13 protein-coding genes and 1 pseudogene are annotated in these 17,195 nt (G+C 54.2%); 6 read left to right on the top strand and 8 right to left on the bottom strand.

Annotated features, from left to right (window positions below; translation table 11 throughout):
* Window positions 1-232: 232 nt before the first annotated feature.
* The 3 genes and pseudogenes from mazG to AC2FC2_RS13610 form a co-directional block, all read right to left on the bottom strand.
* Window positions 233-1,027, bottom strand: a complete 795-nt coding sequence (mazG, locus tag AC2FC2_RS13620) for a nucleoside triphosphate pyrophosphohydrolase (protein ID WP_490659386.1) — start codon at window positions 1,025-1,027, stop codon at window positions 233-235.
* A gap of 150 nt (window positions 1,028-1,177) precedes the next feature.
* A complete protein-coding gene (gene relA / locus AC2FC2_RS13615) occupies window positions 1,178-3,409 on the bottom strand; it encodes a GTP diphosphokinase (protein ID WP_037425654.1) in 2,232 nt (743 codons plus the stop codon).
* Window positions 3,410-3,418: 9 nt separating this feature from the next.
* Window positions 3,419-4,021 (bottom strand): annotated as a pseudogene (locus tag AC2FC2_RS13610) (class I SAM-dependent RNA methyltransferase family protein); the annotation flags it as partial.
* 96 nt (window positions 4,022-4,117) lie between these two features.
* Here AC2FC2_RS13610 and barA point away from each other — a divergent pair.
* Window positions 4,118-6,838 (top strand): two-component sensor histidine kinase BarA, encoded by a 2,721-nt coding sequence (gene barA, locus AC2FC2_RS13605; RefSeq protein WP_209635142.1) that lies wholly within the window; start codon window positions 4,118-4,120, stop codon window positions 6,836-6,838.
* A gap of 64 nt (window positions 6,839-6,902) precedes the next feature.
* On the opposite strand, the gene degP is transcribed toward barA, so the two are convergent.
* Together degP and dgt are read right to left on the bottom strand one after the other, a co-directional pair.
* Complete coding sequence (degP, locus tag AC2FC2_RS13600) at window positions 6,903-8,339, bottom strand: serine endoprotease DegP (RefSeq protein ID WP_209635140.1); 1,437 nt, start codon at window positions 8,337-8,339, stop codon at window positions 6,903-6,905.
* Between the two features lie 190 nt (window positions 8,340-8,529).
* A complete protein-coding gene (gene dgt / locus AC2FC2_RS13595; RefSeq protein WP_265555776.1) occupies window positions 8,530-10,047 on the bottom strand; it encodes a dGTPase in 1,518 nt (505 codons plus the stop codon).
* Window positions 10,048-10,176: 129 nt separating this feature from the next.
* Between dgt and mtnN the strand changes: the two genes are divergently transcribed.
* The 4 genes from mtnN (at window position 10,177) to AC2FC2_RS13575 (ending at window position 12,775) form a co-directional block, all read left to right on the top strand.
* On the top strand, window positions 10,177-10,878 hold the full coding sequence (gene mtnN, locus AC2FC2_RS13590; RefSeq protein ID WP_490659385.1) for a 5'-methylthioadenosine/S-adenosylhomocysteine nucleosidase: 702 nt from the start codon (window positions 10,177-10,179) through the stop codon (window positions 10,876-10,878).
* A gap of 46 nt (window positions 10,879-10,924) precedes the next feature.
* Window positions 10,925-11,686 (top strand): vitamin B12 ABC transporter substrate-binding protein BtuF, encoded by a 762-nt coding sequence (gene btuF / locus AC2FC2_RS13585; RefSeq protein WP_490659419.1) that lies wholly within the window; start codon window positions 10,925-10,927, stop codon window positions 11,684-11,686.
* On the top strand, window positions 11,686-12,300 hold the full coding sequence (locus tag AC2FC2_RS13580) for a TRIC cation channel family protein (RefSeq protein ID WP_012005233.1): 615 nt from the start codon (window positions 11,686-11,688) through the stop codon (window positions 12,298-12,300). The genes btuF and AC2FC2_RS13580 overlap by 1 nt, the downstream gene beginning before the upstream one ends.
* 229 nt (window positions 12,301-12,529) lie before the next feature.
* On the top strand, window positions 12,530-12,775 hold the full coding sequence (locus AC2FC2_RS13575) for a hypothetical protein (protein WP_490659384.1): 246 nt from the start codon (window positions 12,530-12,532) through the stop codon (window positions 12,773-12,775).
* 57 nt (window positions 12,776-12,832) lie between these two features.
* Here AC2FC2_RS13575 and erpA read toward each other — a convergent pair whose 3' ends face one another.
* The gene (gene erpA / locus AC2FC2_RS13570) at window positions 12,833-13,177 is read right to left on the bottom strand and encodes an iron-sulfur cluster insertion protein ErpA (protein ID WP_004950184.1); all 345 of its coding nucleotides are present in this window, start codon (window positions 13,175-13,177) and stop codon (window positions 12,833-12,835) included.
* An 89-nt stretch (window positions 13,178-13,266) separates the two neighbouring features.
* Complete coding sequence (gene clcA, locus AC2FC2_RS13565) at window positions 13,267-14,706, bottom strand: H(+)/Cl(-) exchange transporter ClcA (protein ID WP_209635110.1); 1,440 nt, start codon at window positions 14,704-14,706, stop codon at window positions 13,267-13,269.
* A gap of 178 nt (window positions 14,707-14,884) precedes the next feature.
* On the opposite strand from clcA, the gene hemL reads away from it, so the two are divergent.
* Entirely contained in the window at window positions 14,885-16,174 is a 1,290-nt protein-coding gene (gene hemL / locus AC2FC2_RS13560) for a glutamate-1-semialdehyde 2,1-aminomutase (protein ID WP_209635108.1), read from the top strand.
* A 72-nt stretch (window positions 16,175-16,246) separates the two neighbouring features.
* Here the strand turns inward: hemL and ampE are convergent, their stop codons facing one another.
* Entirely contained in the window at window positions 16,247-17,101 is an 855-nt protein-coding gene (gene ampE / locus AC2FC2_RS13555) for a beta-lactamase regulator AmpE (protein ID WP_209635105.1), read from the bottom strand.
* Between the last annotated feature and the right edge of the window lie 94 nt (window positions 17,102-17,195).

Genomic DNA, 17,195 nt, shown 5'->3' with positions numbered 1-17,195 from the left:
TTAATCTATCAGCCCACGATCAGCTGCCTTTTTAAAACAATGAGTTAGCATGGAAAAATTCATTTTAACGCCCTTTCACAACAATAAAACGCCTTAGAATTCAGTTTGTTGGCGTTTTATTGCTGGTATGTCATGGTTCAGCATAGTATGACACAAAGCTTAACCGTTTCAGCTTGAATGAACCTTGTCGCCGATCAACATTGCGATAATCATAGGACAGCACTGTTGTGGATTAGTTTTCCTGACGTTTAACCTGCTGCCACGCCTCTTCCATTTGCTCCTGCGTCGCTTCACCCATTTCCAGCCCGCGCTGTTTAACGATCTCTTCTACCTGACGGAAACGGCGCTCGAACTTGCGATTGGCTGCCTGCAGTGCGTTTTCGGCCTTGTGACCAAGATGGCGTGATAAATTCACCGTGGCGAATAACAGGTCGCCGATTTCTTCTTCCAGCTTCTGTTCATCGACCACTGCCTGCTGGGCTTCATGCATCACTTCGTCGATCTCTTCGTATACTTTGTCCAGCACCGGGCCAATCGTATGCCAGTCGAACCCAACCGCGGCGCAGCGCTTTTGAATTTTATGCGCTTTCATCAACGCAGGCAGCGCCTGCGGAATATCATCCAGCGCCGAATGCAGCTCTTTCTCGGCACGTTCACCGGCCTTCAGCAGCTCCCAGCGCGCCGCAACGGCTTCGCTATCCTGTGCATCAGCCTCGCCAAAGATATGCGGATGGCGGCGTTCCAGCTTGTCGCTGATGGCATTGCATACCTCATCGAAGTCAAACAGCCCCTGCTCCTGGCCCATTTGGGCGTAAAACACCACCTGGAATAGCAGGTCGCCCAGTTCGTCACGCAGATCGCTATAGTCCTGACGCTCAATGGCATCCAGCACTTCGTAAGTTTCTTCCAGCGTGTAAGGGGCAATGGTGGCGAAGGTTTGCTTGCGGTCCCATGGGCAGCCGGCCTGCGGATCGCGCAGCGTTTTCATGATGTTCAGCAAGCGTTGCAACGGAGAAGATTGGGTCATATTGGCATCTCTGGAAAAAGGACGGGCACGAGCATGCAAGGGCGCTGCATGCTCGTGCCCGAGTCAATCGGGGCGAATATATTCGCCCCTACAATAACGGAGGCCAAGGAGCTTGGCCAACAACGATGCGGCGCGAAAGACGCAGGGGATTTAGCTGCCGTGCAGGCGTTTGGCGTCTATCACGTCCGGCAGCTGATTGAGCTTTGCAAGCACCCGGCCCAGCACCTGCTGGTTGTAAATCTCGATGTCCATGTCGATGGTTGCCAACTGCTTTTTGGTGTCGCTCCGGCTGGCTACGCCCAGTACGTTAACCTTTTCGTTGGCCAAAATGGTGGTGATATCACGCAACAAACCGCTGCGATCGTTAGCCATCACGCGCACCACCAGCGAGTAACCGCTGGAGTAGCTTTCCCCCCACACCGCATCCACAATACGTTCTGGCGCGTGCGATTGCAGATCAACCAGTTGATCACAGTCCGCACGGTGAATGGATATGCCGCGCCCCTGGGTGATAAAACCGACAATATCGTCACCCGGGATCGGCTGGCAACAGCGGGCAATGTGGTGCATCAGGTTGCCGACCCCTTCTACCACTACCCGGCCATTGTCTTTGCTGCGCGTCGCTGGCGGGGCTTTATGCTGAACCAACTGACGCAGCGCTTCGCGATCCTGTTCCTCAGCACTTGGCTTGTTGAACTTGCCTTGCAGGAAGTTCACCATCTGATTCAGGCGAATATCTCCACCGCCAATCGCCGCCAAGATTTCATCCAGTGAATTCATGTTGTAACGCGGGATCAGCAGCTTCTCGGCCTCTTTCAGGCTGATACCCAGGTGCTCCAGCTCGCTGTCCAGCATCTGGCGACCAGCCAAAATATTCTTGTCGCGATCCTGCTTACGGAACCAGTTGTGGATCTTGGAGCGTCCGCGGCTGGTTGTGACGTAACCCAGGTTAGGGTTCAGCCAGTCACGGCTTGGGTTTGGTTGCTTCTGAGTGATGATTTCAATCTGATCACCCATCCGTAACTGATAGGTGAACGGCACGATACGGCCGCCTATTTTGGCACCGATACAACGGTGGCCGACATCACTGTGAATATGGTAAGCAAAGTCGAGCGGTGTGGAACCGGCTGGCAGATCCACCACATCGCCTTTCGGGGTAAACACATAAACCCGATCGTCGAACACCTGGCTGCGCACTTCGTCGAGCATCTCGCCGGAGTCCGCCATCTCTTCCTGCCAGGCGATCAGTTTCCGCAACCAGGCAATGCGCTCCTCATAACCGGAACGTACCGTCGCGACCGCGCCTTCTTTGTATTTCCAGTGTGCGGCCACGCCCAGTTCAGCATCTTCATGCATCTGACGGGTACGGATCTGGATCTCAAGCGTCTTGCCGCGTGGCCCCAGGACCACGGTGTGGATCGATTGATAGCCGTTGGGTTTCGGGTTTGCCACATAGTCGTCGAACTCATCCGGCAAATGGCGGAAATGGGTATGTACAATCCCCAAGGCCGCATAACAGTCCTGTAAACGTTCGACCACCACGCGCACTGCGCGTACATCAAACAGCTCGTCAAACGCCAGCGCTTTTTTCTGCATCTTGCGCCAGATGCTGTAAATATGTTTTGGTCGGCCGTAAATGTCCGCCTTAACGCCTTCGTCGCCCATCGCACTGCGCAGCGAAGCAACAAAGTCATCAATAAACTGCTCGCGATCGATACGGCGTTCATGCAGCAGCTTGGCGATGCGTTTGTATTCGTCCGGGTGCAAGTAGCGGAAGCAGAAATCTTCCAGTTCCCATTTCAGTTGCCCGATACCGAGCCGATTGGCCAGAGGAGCGTAGATATTCGAACACTCTTTGGCTGCCAGCACGCGTTCGTCTTCCGGCGCGTCTTTCACTTCTCGCAGGTGGGCGATACGCTCCGCCAGCTTGATCACCACGCAGCGGAAATCCTCCACCATCGCCAATAACATGCGACGCACGTTATCGACCTGCTCGGAGGCCATCGAGTCGTTTTGGGTAGCTTTCAACTGGCGAATAGCGTCCATATCGCGTACGCCATGTACCAGATAGGTAATGCCCTTACCGAACTCTTCGGTCAGGGTATCTTCTTGAACAATGCCGGCATCCACCAACGGGAACAGCAGCGCTGCGCGCATGCTGTCGTTGTCCATGCTCAGAGTCGACAGTATTTCAACCATTTCCAACCCGCGCCACAGTAACAGTGACGCGTTAGGATGGTTCTGGGTTTGTTGCTCACAGTAGCGCCAGGTTGCGGCTAATCGCTCACATGACTGCGGGTTAGGTAGCCCCAAGCTGGCAATCCACTCGTCGAGAGCAAATTCACCAGCCGTGTTCAGATGTGCACTTCTTACCGCAACCATAACCTCTCCCTACTTTGCAGCGACCTCTGGCGCAGAACCGTTAATAAACAGCGCCATTGACTCAAGATGCCCCGTATGCGGAAACCTATCCAACATCCGCACACGCGCAAGACGATAACCGGCGCTCAGCAGCCAGTGCTGTCGCATGCCCGCACAGTAAGGATACAGAAAACGTAAACCTCCCGCTCTGGCGCCAGTTTTACAATATGTGACATCATGCTGACCGCACCCGCACGGGCCAGTTCCAGCATCACCTTATAAAATCCTTGTGCTGCCCAAGGTTGCTGCTCAATGTCTTCGTCCCCATTATCGAGGAAGAAGCAGGCGTTACTCAGCCTTTTCTTATGTGCATTATATTGCCCATTCGCTACCGGTGTGGCAACACCTTCTATGCCCACCACAGCAGCGCATCACGCCAGCGGCAGGATAAAATTGCCCATGCCGCAGGGACAGATCCAATACCCGATCATTGGGTTGAATCCTGAGCCATTCAAGGGCCCGCCCCCCCCTTTACCGGTTTACGCTGTTATTTTCCTGAAGAAAGTCACGCAGACCGAAGTCTAAGCGTAGTCCGTCGACCTGATCATACGGCACTTCTCTGCACGGTTTTTCGCGCTGGCGACGAAATAAATTGCACCATATTTGTCGATTGAGTGCCGGTTCATTTAAAGTAGGCTGTGTTCGGCAATTCTCCCACATTGGACTCCCATGACCAAATACAGCCTGCGGGCGCGCATGATGATCCTTATTCTGGCCCCAACGCTGTTGATTGGTCTGTTGCTCAGCACCTTCTTCGTAGTACATCGCTACAATGAATTACAAGAACAGCTGGTTGATGCCGGTGCCAGTATTATTGAACCTTTGGCGGTGGCCAGCGAGTACGGCATGACGTTCCGCAGCCGTGAGTCGGTCAGGCAGTTGGTCAGCCTGTTGCACCGCCGGCATTCAGATATTGTGCGTTCCATTACCGTATTCGACGCGCAGAACAACCTGTTCGTCACCTCGAATTACCATCACAACGTTGCCCAATTGCAGTTGCCGAAAGGGGTTCCTATCCCCACCGATCTGATGTTAACGCGTCGCGGAGACTCACTGATCTTACGCACCCCAATCCTGGCAGAGAGCCAATATCCGGATCAAACGGCCAATAACGATCCTCAGCAGGACAACCGTCTGGGGTATGTCGCGATCGAACTGGATCTGCAATCAGTCCGGCTACAGCAATACAAGGAGGTGTTTGTCTCCACCCTGTTGCTGCTGTTGTGTATGTGCATCGCTATCTTGTTTGCTTACCGCCTGATGCGCGACGTCACCGGCCCGATCCGCAATATGGTCAATACCGTTGACCGCATCCGCCGTGGACAGCTCGACAGCCGCGTCGAAGGCTTTATGCTCGGCGAACTGCATATGCTAAAGAACGGCATCAACTCAATGGCAATGTCGCTCACCGCATATCACGAGGAGATGCAACAGAACATCGATCAGGCCACCTCCGACCTGCGCGAGACGCTGGAGCAGATGGAGATCCAAAACGTTGAACTGGATCTGGCGAAGAAACGCGCGCAGGAGGCGGCACGTATTAAATCCGAATTCCTGGCGAACATGTCGCACGAGCTCCGTACCCCGCTCAATGGCGTGATCGGCTTTACCCGCCAGATGCTGAAAACCGAAATGAGCGTCACGCAGACCGACTATCTGCAAACCATTGAACGTTCGGCCAATAACTTACTGACCATCATCAACGACGTCCTGGACTTCTCTAAACTGGAGGCCGGTAAACTGGTGCTGGAACATATTCCGTTCTCACTGCGTGAGACCCTGGATGAAGTGATTGTATTGCTGGCGCCTAGCGCCCATGAGAAAGGGCTGGAACTCACGCTCGACGTACACAACGACGTGCCAGAGCAAGTGATCGGCGATTCGTTACGTTTGCAGCAAATCATTACCAACCTGCTCGGCAACGCGATTAAATTTACCGAAACAGGCAACATTGATATCCGCGTCGAGCTGCGAAGCCAACAAGATCGCCAGATCGAGCTGGAAGTACAAATCCACGACACCGGAATTGGCATATCCGAACGGCAACAGTCGCAATTGTTCCAGGCGTTCCGACAAGCAGATGCCAGTATTTCACGCCGCCACGGTGGGACCGGCCTGGGGTTGGTGATAACCCAGAAGCTGGTGAAAGAAATGGGGGGCGATATTTGCTTCCACAGCCAACTGAATCGCGGATCGACCTTCTGGTTCCACATCACACTCGATCTGCACGAGGGCATGCTGTCGCTGTCGACAAATTTGCCGGACCTGCAAGGCAAGACGCTGGGGTATATCGAAGCTAATCCGATGGCGGCTCAGGCAACGCTCAATATGTTGAGCGCCACCAACCTGGTAATCACCCATACGCCGACGCTCGCCCAATTGCCGAAGAAAAATTACGATTTCCTGCTGGTAGGGGTGCCGATCCCTTTCCGCGACAATATGGCACAACACGAAAGCAAACTGCTGGCAGCACTGCAGATCGCCAATCGTGTGATTCTGGCACTGCCTTGCCAGTCGCAGATCAACGCAGAACAACTCAAACAGCAAGGCGCTGCCGGCTGCCTGATCAAGCCGATCACCAGCAACCGTCTGTTCCCACTGCTGCGTATGGAAGCCCCGCTGCGCCTGCCTGCGCTGCCGGAACGTAAACGTCTGCCTCTCACCGTAATGGCCGTTGATGACAACCCAGCCAATCTGAAGCTGATCGGTACGCTGCTCGCTGAGCAAGTGGAAAAAACGCTGCTGTGTGAAAGTGGAGAAGAAGCGTTAGTGTTGGCACGCGACAACGTGCTGGATTTGATCCTGATGGATATTCAGATGCCAAATATCGACGGTATCCGCACCAGCGAACTGATCCGTCAATTACCACACCACAATTCAACGCCAATCGTCGCCGTCACCGCCCATGCCGTCAGCGGTGAACGCGAACATCTGCTGCAGGCCGGTATGGATGACTATCTGGCCAAGCCGATTGACGAAGCGATGCTCACCCGCGTATTAGCTCGCTACCACAGTGATGAGTCGGAACCATTGGCATCAACCGATGCCCCACTGCAGTCGCTCGATTGGCCCCTGGCACTGCGTCAGGCAGCGAACAAGCCCGATCTGGCGCACGACCTACTCCAGATGCTGCTCGACTTCCTGCCCCAGGTCAGTGGACGGGTACAAGCCCTGCTGGACGGCGCAGCAGACGACAATATTCTCGATTTGATCCACAAGCTGCACGGCAGCTGCAGTTACAGCGGCGTACCGCGTCTGAAACATCTGTGTTTCTATCTCGAACAGCAGCTACGCCTGGGCGTCAGCAATGACGAGTTAGAGCCGGAATGGCTGGAACTGTTGGATGAGATTGGGTTGGTCAGCCAGGCAGCGCGCACTCATCTGGCTTGATACTGTACGCGCACCGGAAATAAAAAAGGCACGCTGTCGCGTGCCTTTTAGGAAGAACGAGCAATTACTGCATCAACAGATACAACGTGGTATCGCCGCGCAGGATGTTCAGTGCCAGCACCGAAGGTTTGCTGTCGAGGATTTTACGCAGTTCACCCAGGTTCTGAATTGGCTGCTGATTAACCCCGAGGATAAAGTCGCCTTTTTTCAAGCCAATACGTGCTGCGGCACTGCCGGCTTTAACGTTATCCACTTTCACGCCTTTCTGGCTACCGGTTTGGCCGTTGCTCAACTCGGCACCTTCAATGCCGGTGTAGATGTTGCCAGATTCAACCTGCGTTTGAGTGCTTTGTTCCAGCGTGACGTCCACGGTAATCGGTTTGCCGTCGCGAATGATACCCAGCGACATTTTGCTGCCGACCGGCAGAGTCCCGATTTCCGCGCGGAATGACGCGAAGCTGGAGATGGCTTTGCCGTTCATGGTAACAATCACGTCACCGGCCTTGATGCCCGCCTTGGCGGCAGAAGACTTCGGCATTACCTGGCTGACAAATGCCCCGCGCTGCGCGTCAACTTTCATCGCTTTCGCCAGTTCAGAGTTCAGCTCGGTACCCATAATGCCCAACTCACCGCGTTTCACCTGGCCATACTCAACCATTTGCGCGGTCAGGTTTTTCACCATGTTGCTTGGTATAGCGAAACCAATACCAATGTTGCCGCCATCTGGCGCCAGAATCGCGGTGTTGATGCCGATCAGCTCGCCGTTCAAATTAACCAGTGCGCCACCGGAATTACCGCGGTTAATCGCCGCATCGGTCTGGATAAAGTTCTCGTAGTTCTCAATATTCAGTCCACTGCGGCCCAGGGCAGAAACGATACCAGAAGTGGCTGTTTCACCAAGCCCGTACGGGTTACCGATCGCGACGGTATAATCACCCACACGCAGTTGGTCCGAGTCCGCCATTTTAATCGCCGTCAGGTTTTTAAAGTCTTTCAGCTGGATCAACGCAATATCAGAGCGAGGATCTTTACCAATCACCTTGGCGTCAAACTTACGGCCGTCGCTCAGTTGAACCTGAATTTTATTGGCGTTGTCCACCACGTGGTTGTTGGTCACCACGTAGCCTTTAGTGGCGTCAATCACCACCCCAGCACCCAACGCCTGGAATTTTTGCTGAGTGCCTTGACCAGGAGCCCCCTGCTCACCACCAGCTCCCTGGCACATCGGCGAACCCTGGAATGGGGAACCATCCTGGCAGAACGGTGAATCCTCACCAAAGAACTGCTGGAACTGCTGCGGCATCTTCGGTGTATTCACTGTGGTGCTGCCTTCGACGTTAATGCTCACCACCGAAGGCATCACTTTCTCCAACATCGGTGCCAAACTCGGCAGTTGCTGGGTACTGGAGGATGCGGTTTCTGCAGCGCTGGCCGTCACCGGGCCCATCGCCATACCAATGCTAAATGCCAGCGCGCTCAGGACTAATACGGTTTTTTTCATCTGTGTGTCTCTTATAAAGTCGTTCAAAAGTATTAGGGTCTTTGTGCATAGTCAGAACATATTAATAACCCGAAGTTCCGGCGCAGATTATTGGTAATAGTAAACAAATATTGTCCGTCTTTACAAAACTAGAAATAGGCGCCGAACGGCTAACGAAAATGCTTAAAATAACATTTATTAGCTCAAGGAATTATTCCGCAGCCATCAATCGGCGGTATTCATCATAAGCATAAAGATCGGTCATACCGCTGATATAATCCTGCAGCAAACGGGCACGGAAATAATATTCACGGATCGCCAATTGCTCGGACGACAGGTGCTGCAATCCTTCAACCGCTTCCACATAGGCCAGCCGATGTTTGGTAGAAAGTTTATGAAACAGGCGCGTTTCAATTGGGTAGGCACGGTGGCTGTCTTCCTGTACCAGACGGGTAAAATCTGCCAATGGCATGGCCAGTAATGGGCTATAGATATCCAGTAACCCGCTGATCACCCGGTAACCCTGCAGCTCCAGCTGCTCAACTTCCGGGTGGTTAAAGACATGTTTAAACGCAACATTCTTGAATATTTTCAGCAGTTGATACGCTGGGCTCGAGTCTTCCAGCAAGGCCTGATTAAAGTTGCCTTGATACACCGCGTCCAGGTTATCAATAAAGCGCTGCGCTGCATGCGGGACTAAACGTGCCACGGTGAACACGCGCAGATACATGAAGAATTGATCTTCGGCACTGCGCCGTGTGCCACCGCGATCGCTCTTGCGAAAAGCACTGGCCACCGTTTTATCAAACAGATCGCCTGGCGAAACTTCACCCCATTCCTGAGTTAAATGCTGGTAAAGCTGTTCGACAGTGAAAATGTTTTTTTCCACTGCGTCTTCCAGGTCGGCGATACAATAAGAAATATCGTCTGCGGCTTCCATAATATAAGTCAATGGGAAACGGTCGAACTCCCCCATATTTAGCTCACGCCGCAGCCTATCGACAAATGCTTCCTCTGCCAGATAAAAACCCGGCTTTTTCATCAGATAGTCGTGACTGGCAGGAATGTCGGCGGCCCAATAGGCTGGACGAGTGTATTTCAGGATACACCCCACCTGCGCATACGTCAGATTTAGCTTCAACAGGGTATACACCAGCCGGATCGCTTGGGCATTGCCTTCGAAATGGCTAAGATCGTGGCGTATGCGGCTACGCAGGCGGTTAAGATCGCTCTCGCCCTCATGCAAACGTAATACGCTGACTTGGCAGCGATCGTGACTGGCAGGTTCGCTGCCGCAGCTGGCGGGATCAAGCCGCTGCGAAAACCAGTCATTGATCGCTGACTCGCCAAAATGACCGAAGGGCGGGTTGCCGATGTCATGCATCAGACAGGCCATTTCAACAATACTTTCAAAGGGGTCGAGCAGTTTGGTCAGACCAAGAGCGTCTATCCGCCCATCCTGCTTGAAGCGATTGAGTATTTCTTTAGCGATATGCCGCCCCACTTGTTGCACCTCCATCGAATGCGTCAGGCGGCTGCGTACCGCTGCATTACGCTCGAGGGGAAACACCTGGGTTTTTTGCTGCAGGCGACGAATGGCGGCTGAATTGACAATGCGCCCGCGATCGCTCTCGAACTGCCGCACAATGTCGTATTCTTCTTCGGCTTCAATTGGCTTGCTGAATGGCCGCTGGAAGCTGATTTTCTGCTTAAAGTCGATCCCGGACATCTGTTTCTCCGCCGTTGCGCCCTGCCTCCGTGATAACAATTCCCGGCGGCAGATGCAACGGATTATCTCTCTATGAGAGCCATGATAGACTATGGCGCAATTCCCACACCCAATCAGCGAGTCTTATTTATGAAAGTAGGCATCATCGGCGCAATGGAACAGGAAGTCACCCTGCTGCGCGATCAAATTGAAAACCGTCAGACCATTCGACGCGCGGGTTGTGAAATCTATACCGGCCAGATCGGCGGCGTTGACGTGGCCCTGCTCAAGTCAGGTATCGGCAAAGTCTCTGCGGCGATGGGTACCACTCTGCTGCTGGAACACTGCAAACCGGACGTGGTGATTAATACCGGTTCTGCCGGTGGCCTGGCCAGCACGCTCAAGGTCGGCGATATCGTGGTATCCGAAGAAGTACGTTATCACGACGCCGACGTGACCGCCTTCGGTTACGAACCGGGCCAAATGGCCGGTTGCCCTGCAGCCTTCGTGGCAAACGACGCGCTGATTGCGCTGGCGGAAAGCTGCATCAAACAACTGAATTTGAACGCGGTACGCGGCCTGATTTGCAGCGGCGACGCCTTCATCAACGGCGCTGAGCCGTTGGCACGCATTCGCGCCACGTTCCCGAACGTTGCTGCTGTGGAAATGGAAGCCGCTGCCGTCGGCCATGTTTGCCACTTGTTCGGTACGCCGTTTGTGGTCGTGCGCGCGATCTCTGACGTTGCTGACAGTGAGTCGCACATGAGCTTTGACGAGTTTCTTTCCGTCGCCGCCAAGCAATCTACACTGATGGTTAACACCATGCTGCAAACCTTGGCTAAGCGCGGTTGATGTGACGCAACGCTTTTCAGTCCTGCTGTGGCTGCTGGCATTATGGATGGCGCTGCCTGCCGGCGCCGCCCAACGGGTGATCAGCCTGGCACCCAACACAACCGAACTGGCCTATGCCGCTGGCATGGGGGATACCTTGCTGGCGGTAAGCGCTTATTCCGACTACCCGCCCGCCGCCCAGAAGCTGGAACAAGTTGCCTCGTGGCAAGGGATCAACCTGGAGCGGGTGCTGGCACTGAAACCGGATCTGATCCTGGCATGGCGCGGCGGCAATCCACAGCGAGTACTGGATCAGCTCGCCGCCTTCGGTATCCCGATCTTTTATGCAGATGCCACCACGATTGATGATATAGCCCAATCTCTGGACAAACTGGCGCAATATAGCCCGCACCCTGAGCAAGCGCATCAGGCCGCAGACGCTATCCGTAAACAAATTGCCGATCTGAAAGCAAAATACCCGCACAATCAGTCACGGCGGGCCCTGCTGCAATTTGGTACCCAACCGCTGTTCACCAGTTCCGGTGCCACGCTACAAAGTCAGGTATTGTCACTGTGCGGCGCGGAGAACATCTTTGCAGACAGCCGTATGCCGTGGCCGCAAATCAGCCGGGAACAGGTGCTGGCTCGCCAGCCACAAGCGATCGTTATTGCGGGCGACCAAAAAGAGATCGCCAGCGTGAAAGCCTTTTGGACACCACAATTGCAGGTGCCGGTGATTGCGCTGAATGGGGATTGGTTCAACCGTCCCGGGCCGCGCATCATGCTGGCAGCACAGCAATTGTGTCATCAATTGGCGGAGCTTCATTAATGCTGGTGTTCTGGCTGGATATTCTCGGCACTGCGGTTTTCGCCATTTCAGGCGTATTACTGGCGGGCAAGTTGCGTATGGATCCGTTCGGCGTGCTCGTCCTGGGCGTCGTCACCGCGGTCGGTGGTGGTACCATCCGCGATATGGCGTTGGCCAACGGCCCGGTCTTTTGGGTTAAAGATCCAACCGATCTGGTGGTAGCAATGATCACCTGCGTGCTGACACTGCTGCTGGTACGTCAGCCACGCCGCTTACCAAAATGGATCCTGCCGGTGTTGGACGCCGTTGGACTGGCGGTTTTTGTCGGCATTGGGGTAAATAAAGCCTTTGCCGCCGATGCCAGTCCATTGGTGGCAATCTGTATGGGTGTCATTACCGGGGTTGGCGGCGGCATTATCCGTGACGTGCTGGCACGGGAAATCCCGATGATTCTGCGAACCGAAATTTACGCCACCGCCTGTATTATCGGTGGCATTGTCCATGCGACCGCCTACGCGACCTTCGGCATGCCCTTACAACAGGCGATGATGCTCGGTATGGGCATTACGCTGGCTATCCGGCTCGCGGCTATCCGCTGGCACCTCAAACTCCCTGCCTTCATCCTTGAACGATAACCAAATCCCGCCCGTATCGGGCGGAACCTTATGACATCCATACGCCATAAGTCGGAATATTAGACCAATTAGTAGCCAAATGTTATTATCAACGCCTTAAAAACCGCTGGAAATCAATGTAATAAACTTTTTAACCCCAAGTTAATTATTCCCCAGCATTGTTAAAACTTATTAACTTTTTGCCGATAAGCCATTATGTGATTGCTTACGGATGGCTATTCCCCAAACTATGAAGAATATTCTCTTTTTATTCAGCGTGCTGCTGTGCAGCCCTTTCGTTTACGCTGGCAATATGAGCGGGAAAATTGGTGTCAGCCTGACCATCGCCCCAATCTGCAGCGTGGATACAGGGGGTTCAACGCCACAGGTAACATGCGGTAATACGGCCAGTGCCCAGCCTAAAGTCACCCGCAGCCCGTTAGCCACAGAGGGCGAAAATGATGCTTACCGAGAACTGATCACGGTGGAATGGTAACCATAAAAAAACCCGCAAACCGATGGGGTTGGCGGGTTTATACGCTGGCTGGTGGGATCACACGCTGAACGAGGATCCGCAGCCGCAGGTAGTTTTGGCGTTCGGGTTAGTCACCACGAAGCGCGAGCCTTCCAGCCCTTCGGTATAATCAACCGAGCCACCGACCAGATATTGCAGGCTCATCGGATCAACAACCAGAGCAACACCCTGTTTCTCGATGGTCATATCACCGTCATTGACCTTATCGTCAAAAGTGAAGCCGTACTGGAATCCGCTGCAACCGCCACCGGTAATGTAAACCCGTAACTTCAGATTCGGGTTTTCTTCGTCAGCAATCAGGACTTTAACCTTACTTGCTGCTGCCTCGGTAAATTGCAGGGGCAGTGCTGTTTCATCACTCATACTCTTTACTCCCAACATTGTTCTGCATCAGGTCGCTACAATGGCGGCCGGATTAATGTTAATGATTATCCAATACCTGAGTGTTGCGTTCAAGTATTCACCGCATTTGTTGTATTTTCTTTACCTGTTTTATCTGCCGCTTCACTGGCCTGCTGCGCTTCCTGACGCTGTAGCGTACGGGCCAATATTGAGGAATACAACGGCTTGCCCCCAAGGAACTGAGCCACCAGCGTAGCACCAAGGCAGGTAATAATCATGGGCAGTATGAGCTGATAGTTATCGGTCATTTCCAACACCAAGACGATACCGGTCAGGGGCGCACGCACTGTCGCAGCGAACAAGGCTCCCATGCCGGCAATGGCGAATGTGCCAGCCTCGATGCCATACTGCGGGAACAAATGAGCACCGGCCAAGCCAAAAGCCGTACCAAACAGCGTGCCCAACGCCAGCATCGGTGCAAAAATCCCCCCCGGGGCACCGGAACCGAAGCACAGTAACGTGGTGATGACCCGGGTAATGAAAATAAACATCAGCATACCGACGCTGTAGTTACCTGCCGCAGCGATCGGGATCAGGCCAAAGCCTCCACCTGCGGCCTCCGGTTGGATCAACCCCAGGATGCCGCAAATGCCGCCGAGCAATCCCCCCATCAGCAAAATCTTGCGCATCTTGCCGCCGTGCAGACGAGCAAACATGTCCTGAGTGCGGAAAATTAGCGCGTTGAACATCACGCCAACCGCGCCGAATATGGCCCCCAGCACCAGGTATAACCAAAGGGTATTAATCGGTGCGGAGGAAAGCTTGCCCACCGCAATCACCGATCCTTCGCCATTGAACAACTGAAACACCACGCTCGACATAATAACGCCGATAAACACCGCTTTAATTGAGATCAGGTTATAGCGGAACTGCGGGCGCATCTCTTCAATGATGAACAGAATGCCGGCCAGCGGCGCATTGAAGGCGGCCGAGAGGCCGGCAGCCGCACCGGTAGCCAGCAGCGAATGACGCGCCTCTGCGCCGCGCATACGGAAAATATCCAGCACCATACGCCCAACGTTGCCCCCCATCTGCACCGTCGGCCCTTCACGACCTAGCACCATGCCCGCCCCAAGCGTCCCCATGCCGCCAATAAACTTCACCGGAATCACTCGCCACCAGCGTACTGGGCGCAGTTCTTCCAATGCGCCTTCAATTTCCGGAATACCCGATCCCCCGGCTTCAGGGGCAAAACGGCGGACCAAATAATAGCCCAGCACGGCCAGCCCGGCAGAAAGAACAAAAGCCAACGGCCACACCAGAATCCAGTAATCAGCGACCTGTGCCAACGCAGAAAGGCGCTGCTGCTGCACCCAATCCACCGCTTTATCAAATGCCACGCCAAGCAAACCGGCCAGAGTCCCCACCACCGCGGCCATGAACAAGACAGCCACGGGCGTTTTATCACGACGCATAAACTGACGCACCATGTCACTCCGTTTGAGTCTTGGAGCCCGTGCGAGCGGTGATTGTTGCTGTAATTCAGTCATAATGGGCTATTCATTAGTGGAGTTAAATGTAATACAAATAGGCAAGTCGAATATTCTAGCGCACCCACTGACCAACCGCCCCCCTAAATAGGTATCTGACTGTGATCGTTTCATATCAGCGAACACTTCACTAGAATAGCGCGGTCAAATCATTCAAAGAGAATCCAGGAGCCGATTTATGAGCTTACACAACAAGTCCGAAAATCTGTATGCGCAGGCACAACAGGTAATCCCAGGCGGGGTTAACTCTCCGGTGCGTGCATTCAGCGGCGTTGGTGGTGTGCCACTGTTTATCGAGCGTGCAGACGGGGCTTACCTGTTTGACGTCGACGGCAAAGCCTATATCGACTACGTCGGTTCCTGGGGCCCGATGGTACTGGGGCATAACCACCCGGCGATCCGCAACGCAGTGATCGAAGCGGCACAGCGTGGCCTGAGCTTTGGCGCGCCTACCGAGATGGAAGTCAAAATGGCCGAGTTGGTCACAGAACTGGTGCCCACCATGGACATGGTGCGAATGGTGAACTCAGGCACCGAAGCCACCATGAGCGCAATCCGCTTGGCGCGTGGCTATACCAATCGCGATAAAATCATCAAATTTGAAGGCTGCTACCACGGTCACGCCGACTGCCTGCTGGTAAAAGCCGGCTCCGGCGCACTGACGCTAGGCCAACCGAACTCACCGGGCGTACCGGCCGACTTTGCCAAACACACCCTGACCTGCACCTTTAACGATCTGGATTCGGTACGTACCGCATTTGAGCAGTACCCTTCAGAGATCGCCTGTATCATCGTTGAGCCAGTCGCAGGCAACATGAACTGTGTACCACCGTTGCCTGAATTCCTGCCAGGTCTGCGCGCACTGTGTGACAAGTACGGTGCCCTGCTGATTATCGACGAAGTCATGACCGGCTTCCGCGTGGCGCTGGCAGGGGCGCAGTCCTATTACGATGTAGAACCCGACCTTACTTGCCTGGGCAAAATCATCGGGGGCGGCATGCCCGTTGGCGCGTTCGGCGGCCGTCGTGACGTGATGGCCGCACTGGCGCCCACCGGCCCGGTTTATCAGGCAGGTACACTGTCCGGTAACCCGATTGCAATGGCCGCGGGCTACGCCTGCCTTACCGAAGTTTCGCAGGTGGGTATCCACCAGACACTGACCGAACTCACAGATATGCTGGCGGATGGCCTGCTGCATGCGGCAAAAGAAGAAAACATCCCGTTGGTGGTAAACCACGTTGGTGGCATGTTCGGCTTGTTCTTTACCGATGCTCCGTCAGTCACCTGCTATCAGGATGTGATGCAGTGCGATGTAGAGCGCTTCAAGCGCTTCTTCCATCTGATGCTGGATGAAGGCGTTTATCTGGCGCCTTCCGCTTTTGAAGCAGGCTTTATGTCCGTTGCGCATAGCAAAGAAGATATCCAACGCACCATCGACGCTGCACGCCGCAGCTTCGCCAAACTGTAAGCTTCGGCAATCCAACAAAAACGGGCGCTAAGCGCCCGTTTTTTATTTCTGGTGGTTAAGCCACATACCGTCTTAGAGCAGGGTGCCGTAAATCGTCAATAGCGCCACCACCACCACAATGATCATTGTTACCTTACGCGCCAACGTTACCGCTGCCCGTGGGGTCTGCACTGGATCCATATGGGGTTCCCGCGCTAATGAGAACTGCGCCAATCGCGTCAACACCTGATACTGCGAAGAATGGCGATCCCCCAACGATGCCACCCATGCTGGCAGCGCTTTCTCACCATGCCCGATCAATGCATAGGCCACGCCGGCCAGGCGCACCGGGATCCAGTCTAACCAGTGCAGCAGATGATCGATGCCCGACTGAGAACGTTCCAACGGGGTATTATGACGCGCCAACCAGGTTTGATAGGCACGCAGGAAAGAATAGCCCGCCAAGGCAATCGGTCCGTAGGGCCCGCAGACGACAAACCAGAACAGCGGCGCCAAATAATAACGGAAGTTAATCCACAGCAACGCGTTCTGCAGTTCACGCAAGCGCAGCTCTTCGCTGCAATCCACTGGCAATCCGTGAATTAGCGCCAGTTCTTCCGCCATCTGATCACTGGCATGTACATCTCCCTGACGTGCTGCCTTCAGATAGGCACGATAGTGTTTGCGCTTAATGCCCGCGCCCACACACAGCAAATCAATAATGATCCACAGCAACAGCGTCACTACGCCGAAAAACAGCCCCTGAGCCAGCCACAGAATCCCCCCTACCACAACCATCCAGGCAAGAGTCATCAGTAACGTCTGTGCTAGTGAAAATCGATGTAACCGATGAAACACCACCTCCAGGCGGTGATCCAACTGCCAATGCTCCCCTAGCTTGAACAAACGTTCCCACGCCAGAACCAGTAACAGCGTAAACAGCGTCATTAGCGACTCCTCTCCTTTTCCATTATTCCAAGCATAGCGTCATCGGGCTTGCCGGGTTGTTCCAGAGATGCCAGATATAACTCCCCGTCAAACA

This window comes from Serratia sp. CoH_122_TC_1 (genome assembly GCF_058191755.1).
The sequence above is the reverse complement of the archived record's forward strand: the minus strand, read 5'-3'. Positions and strand labels throughout refer to the sequence as shown.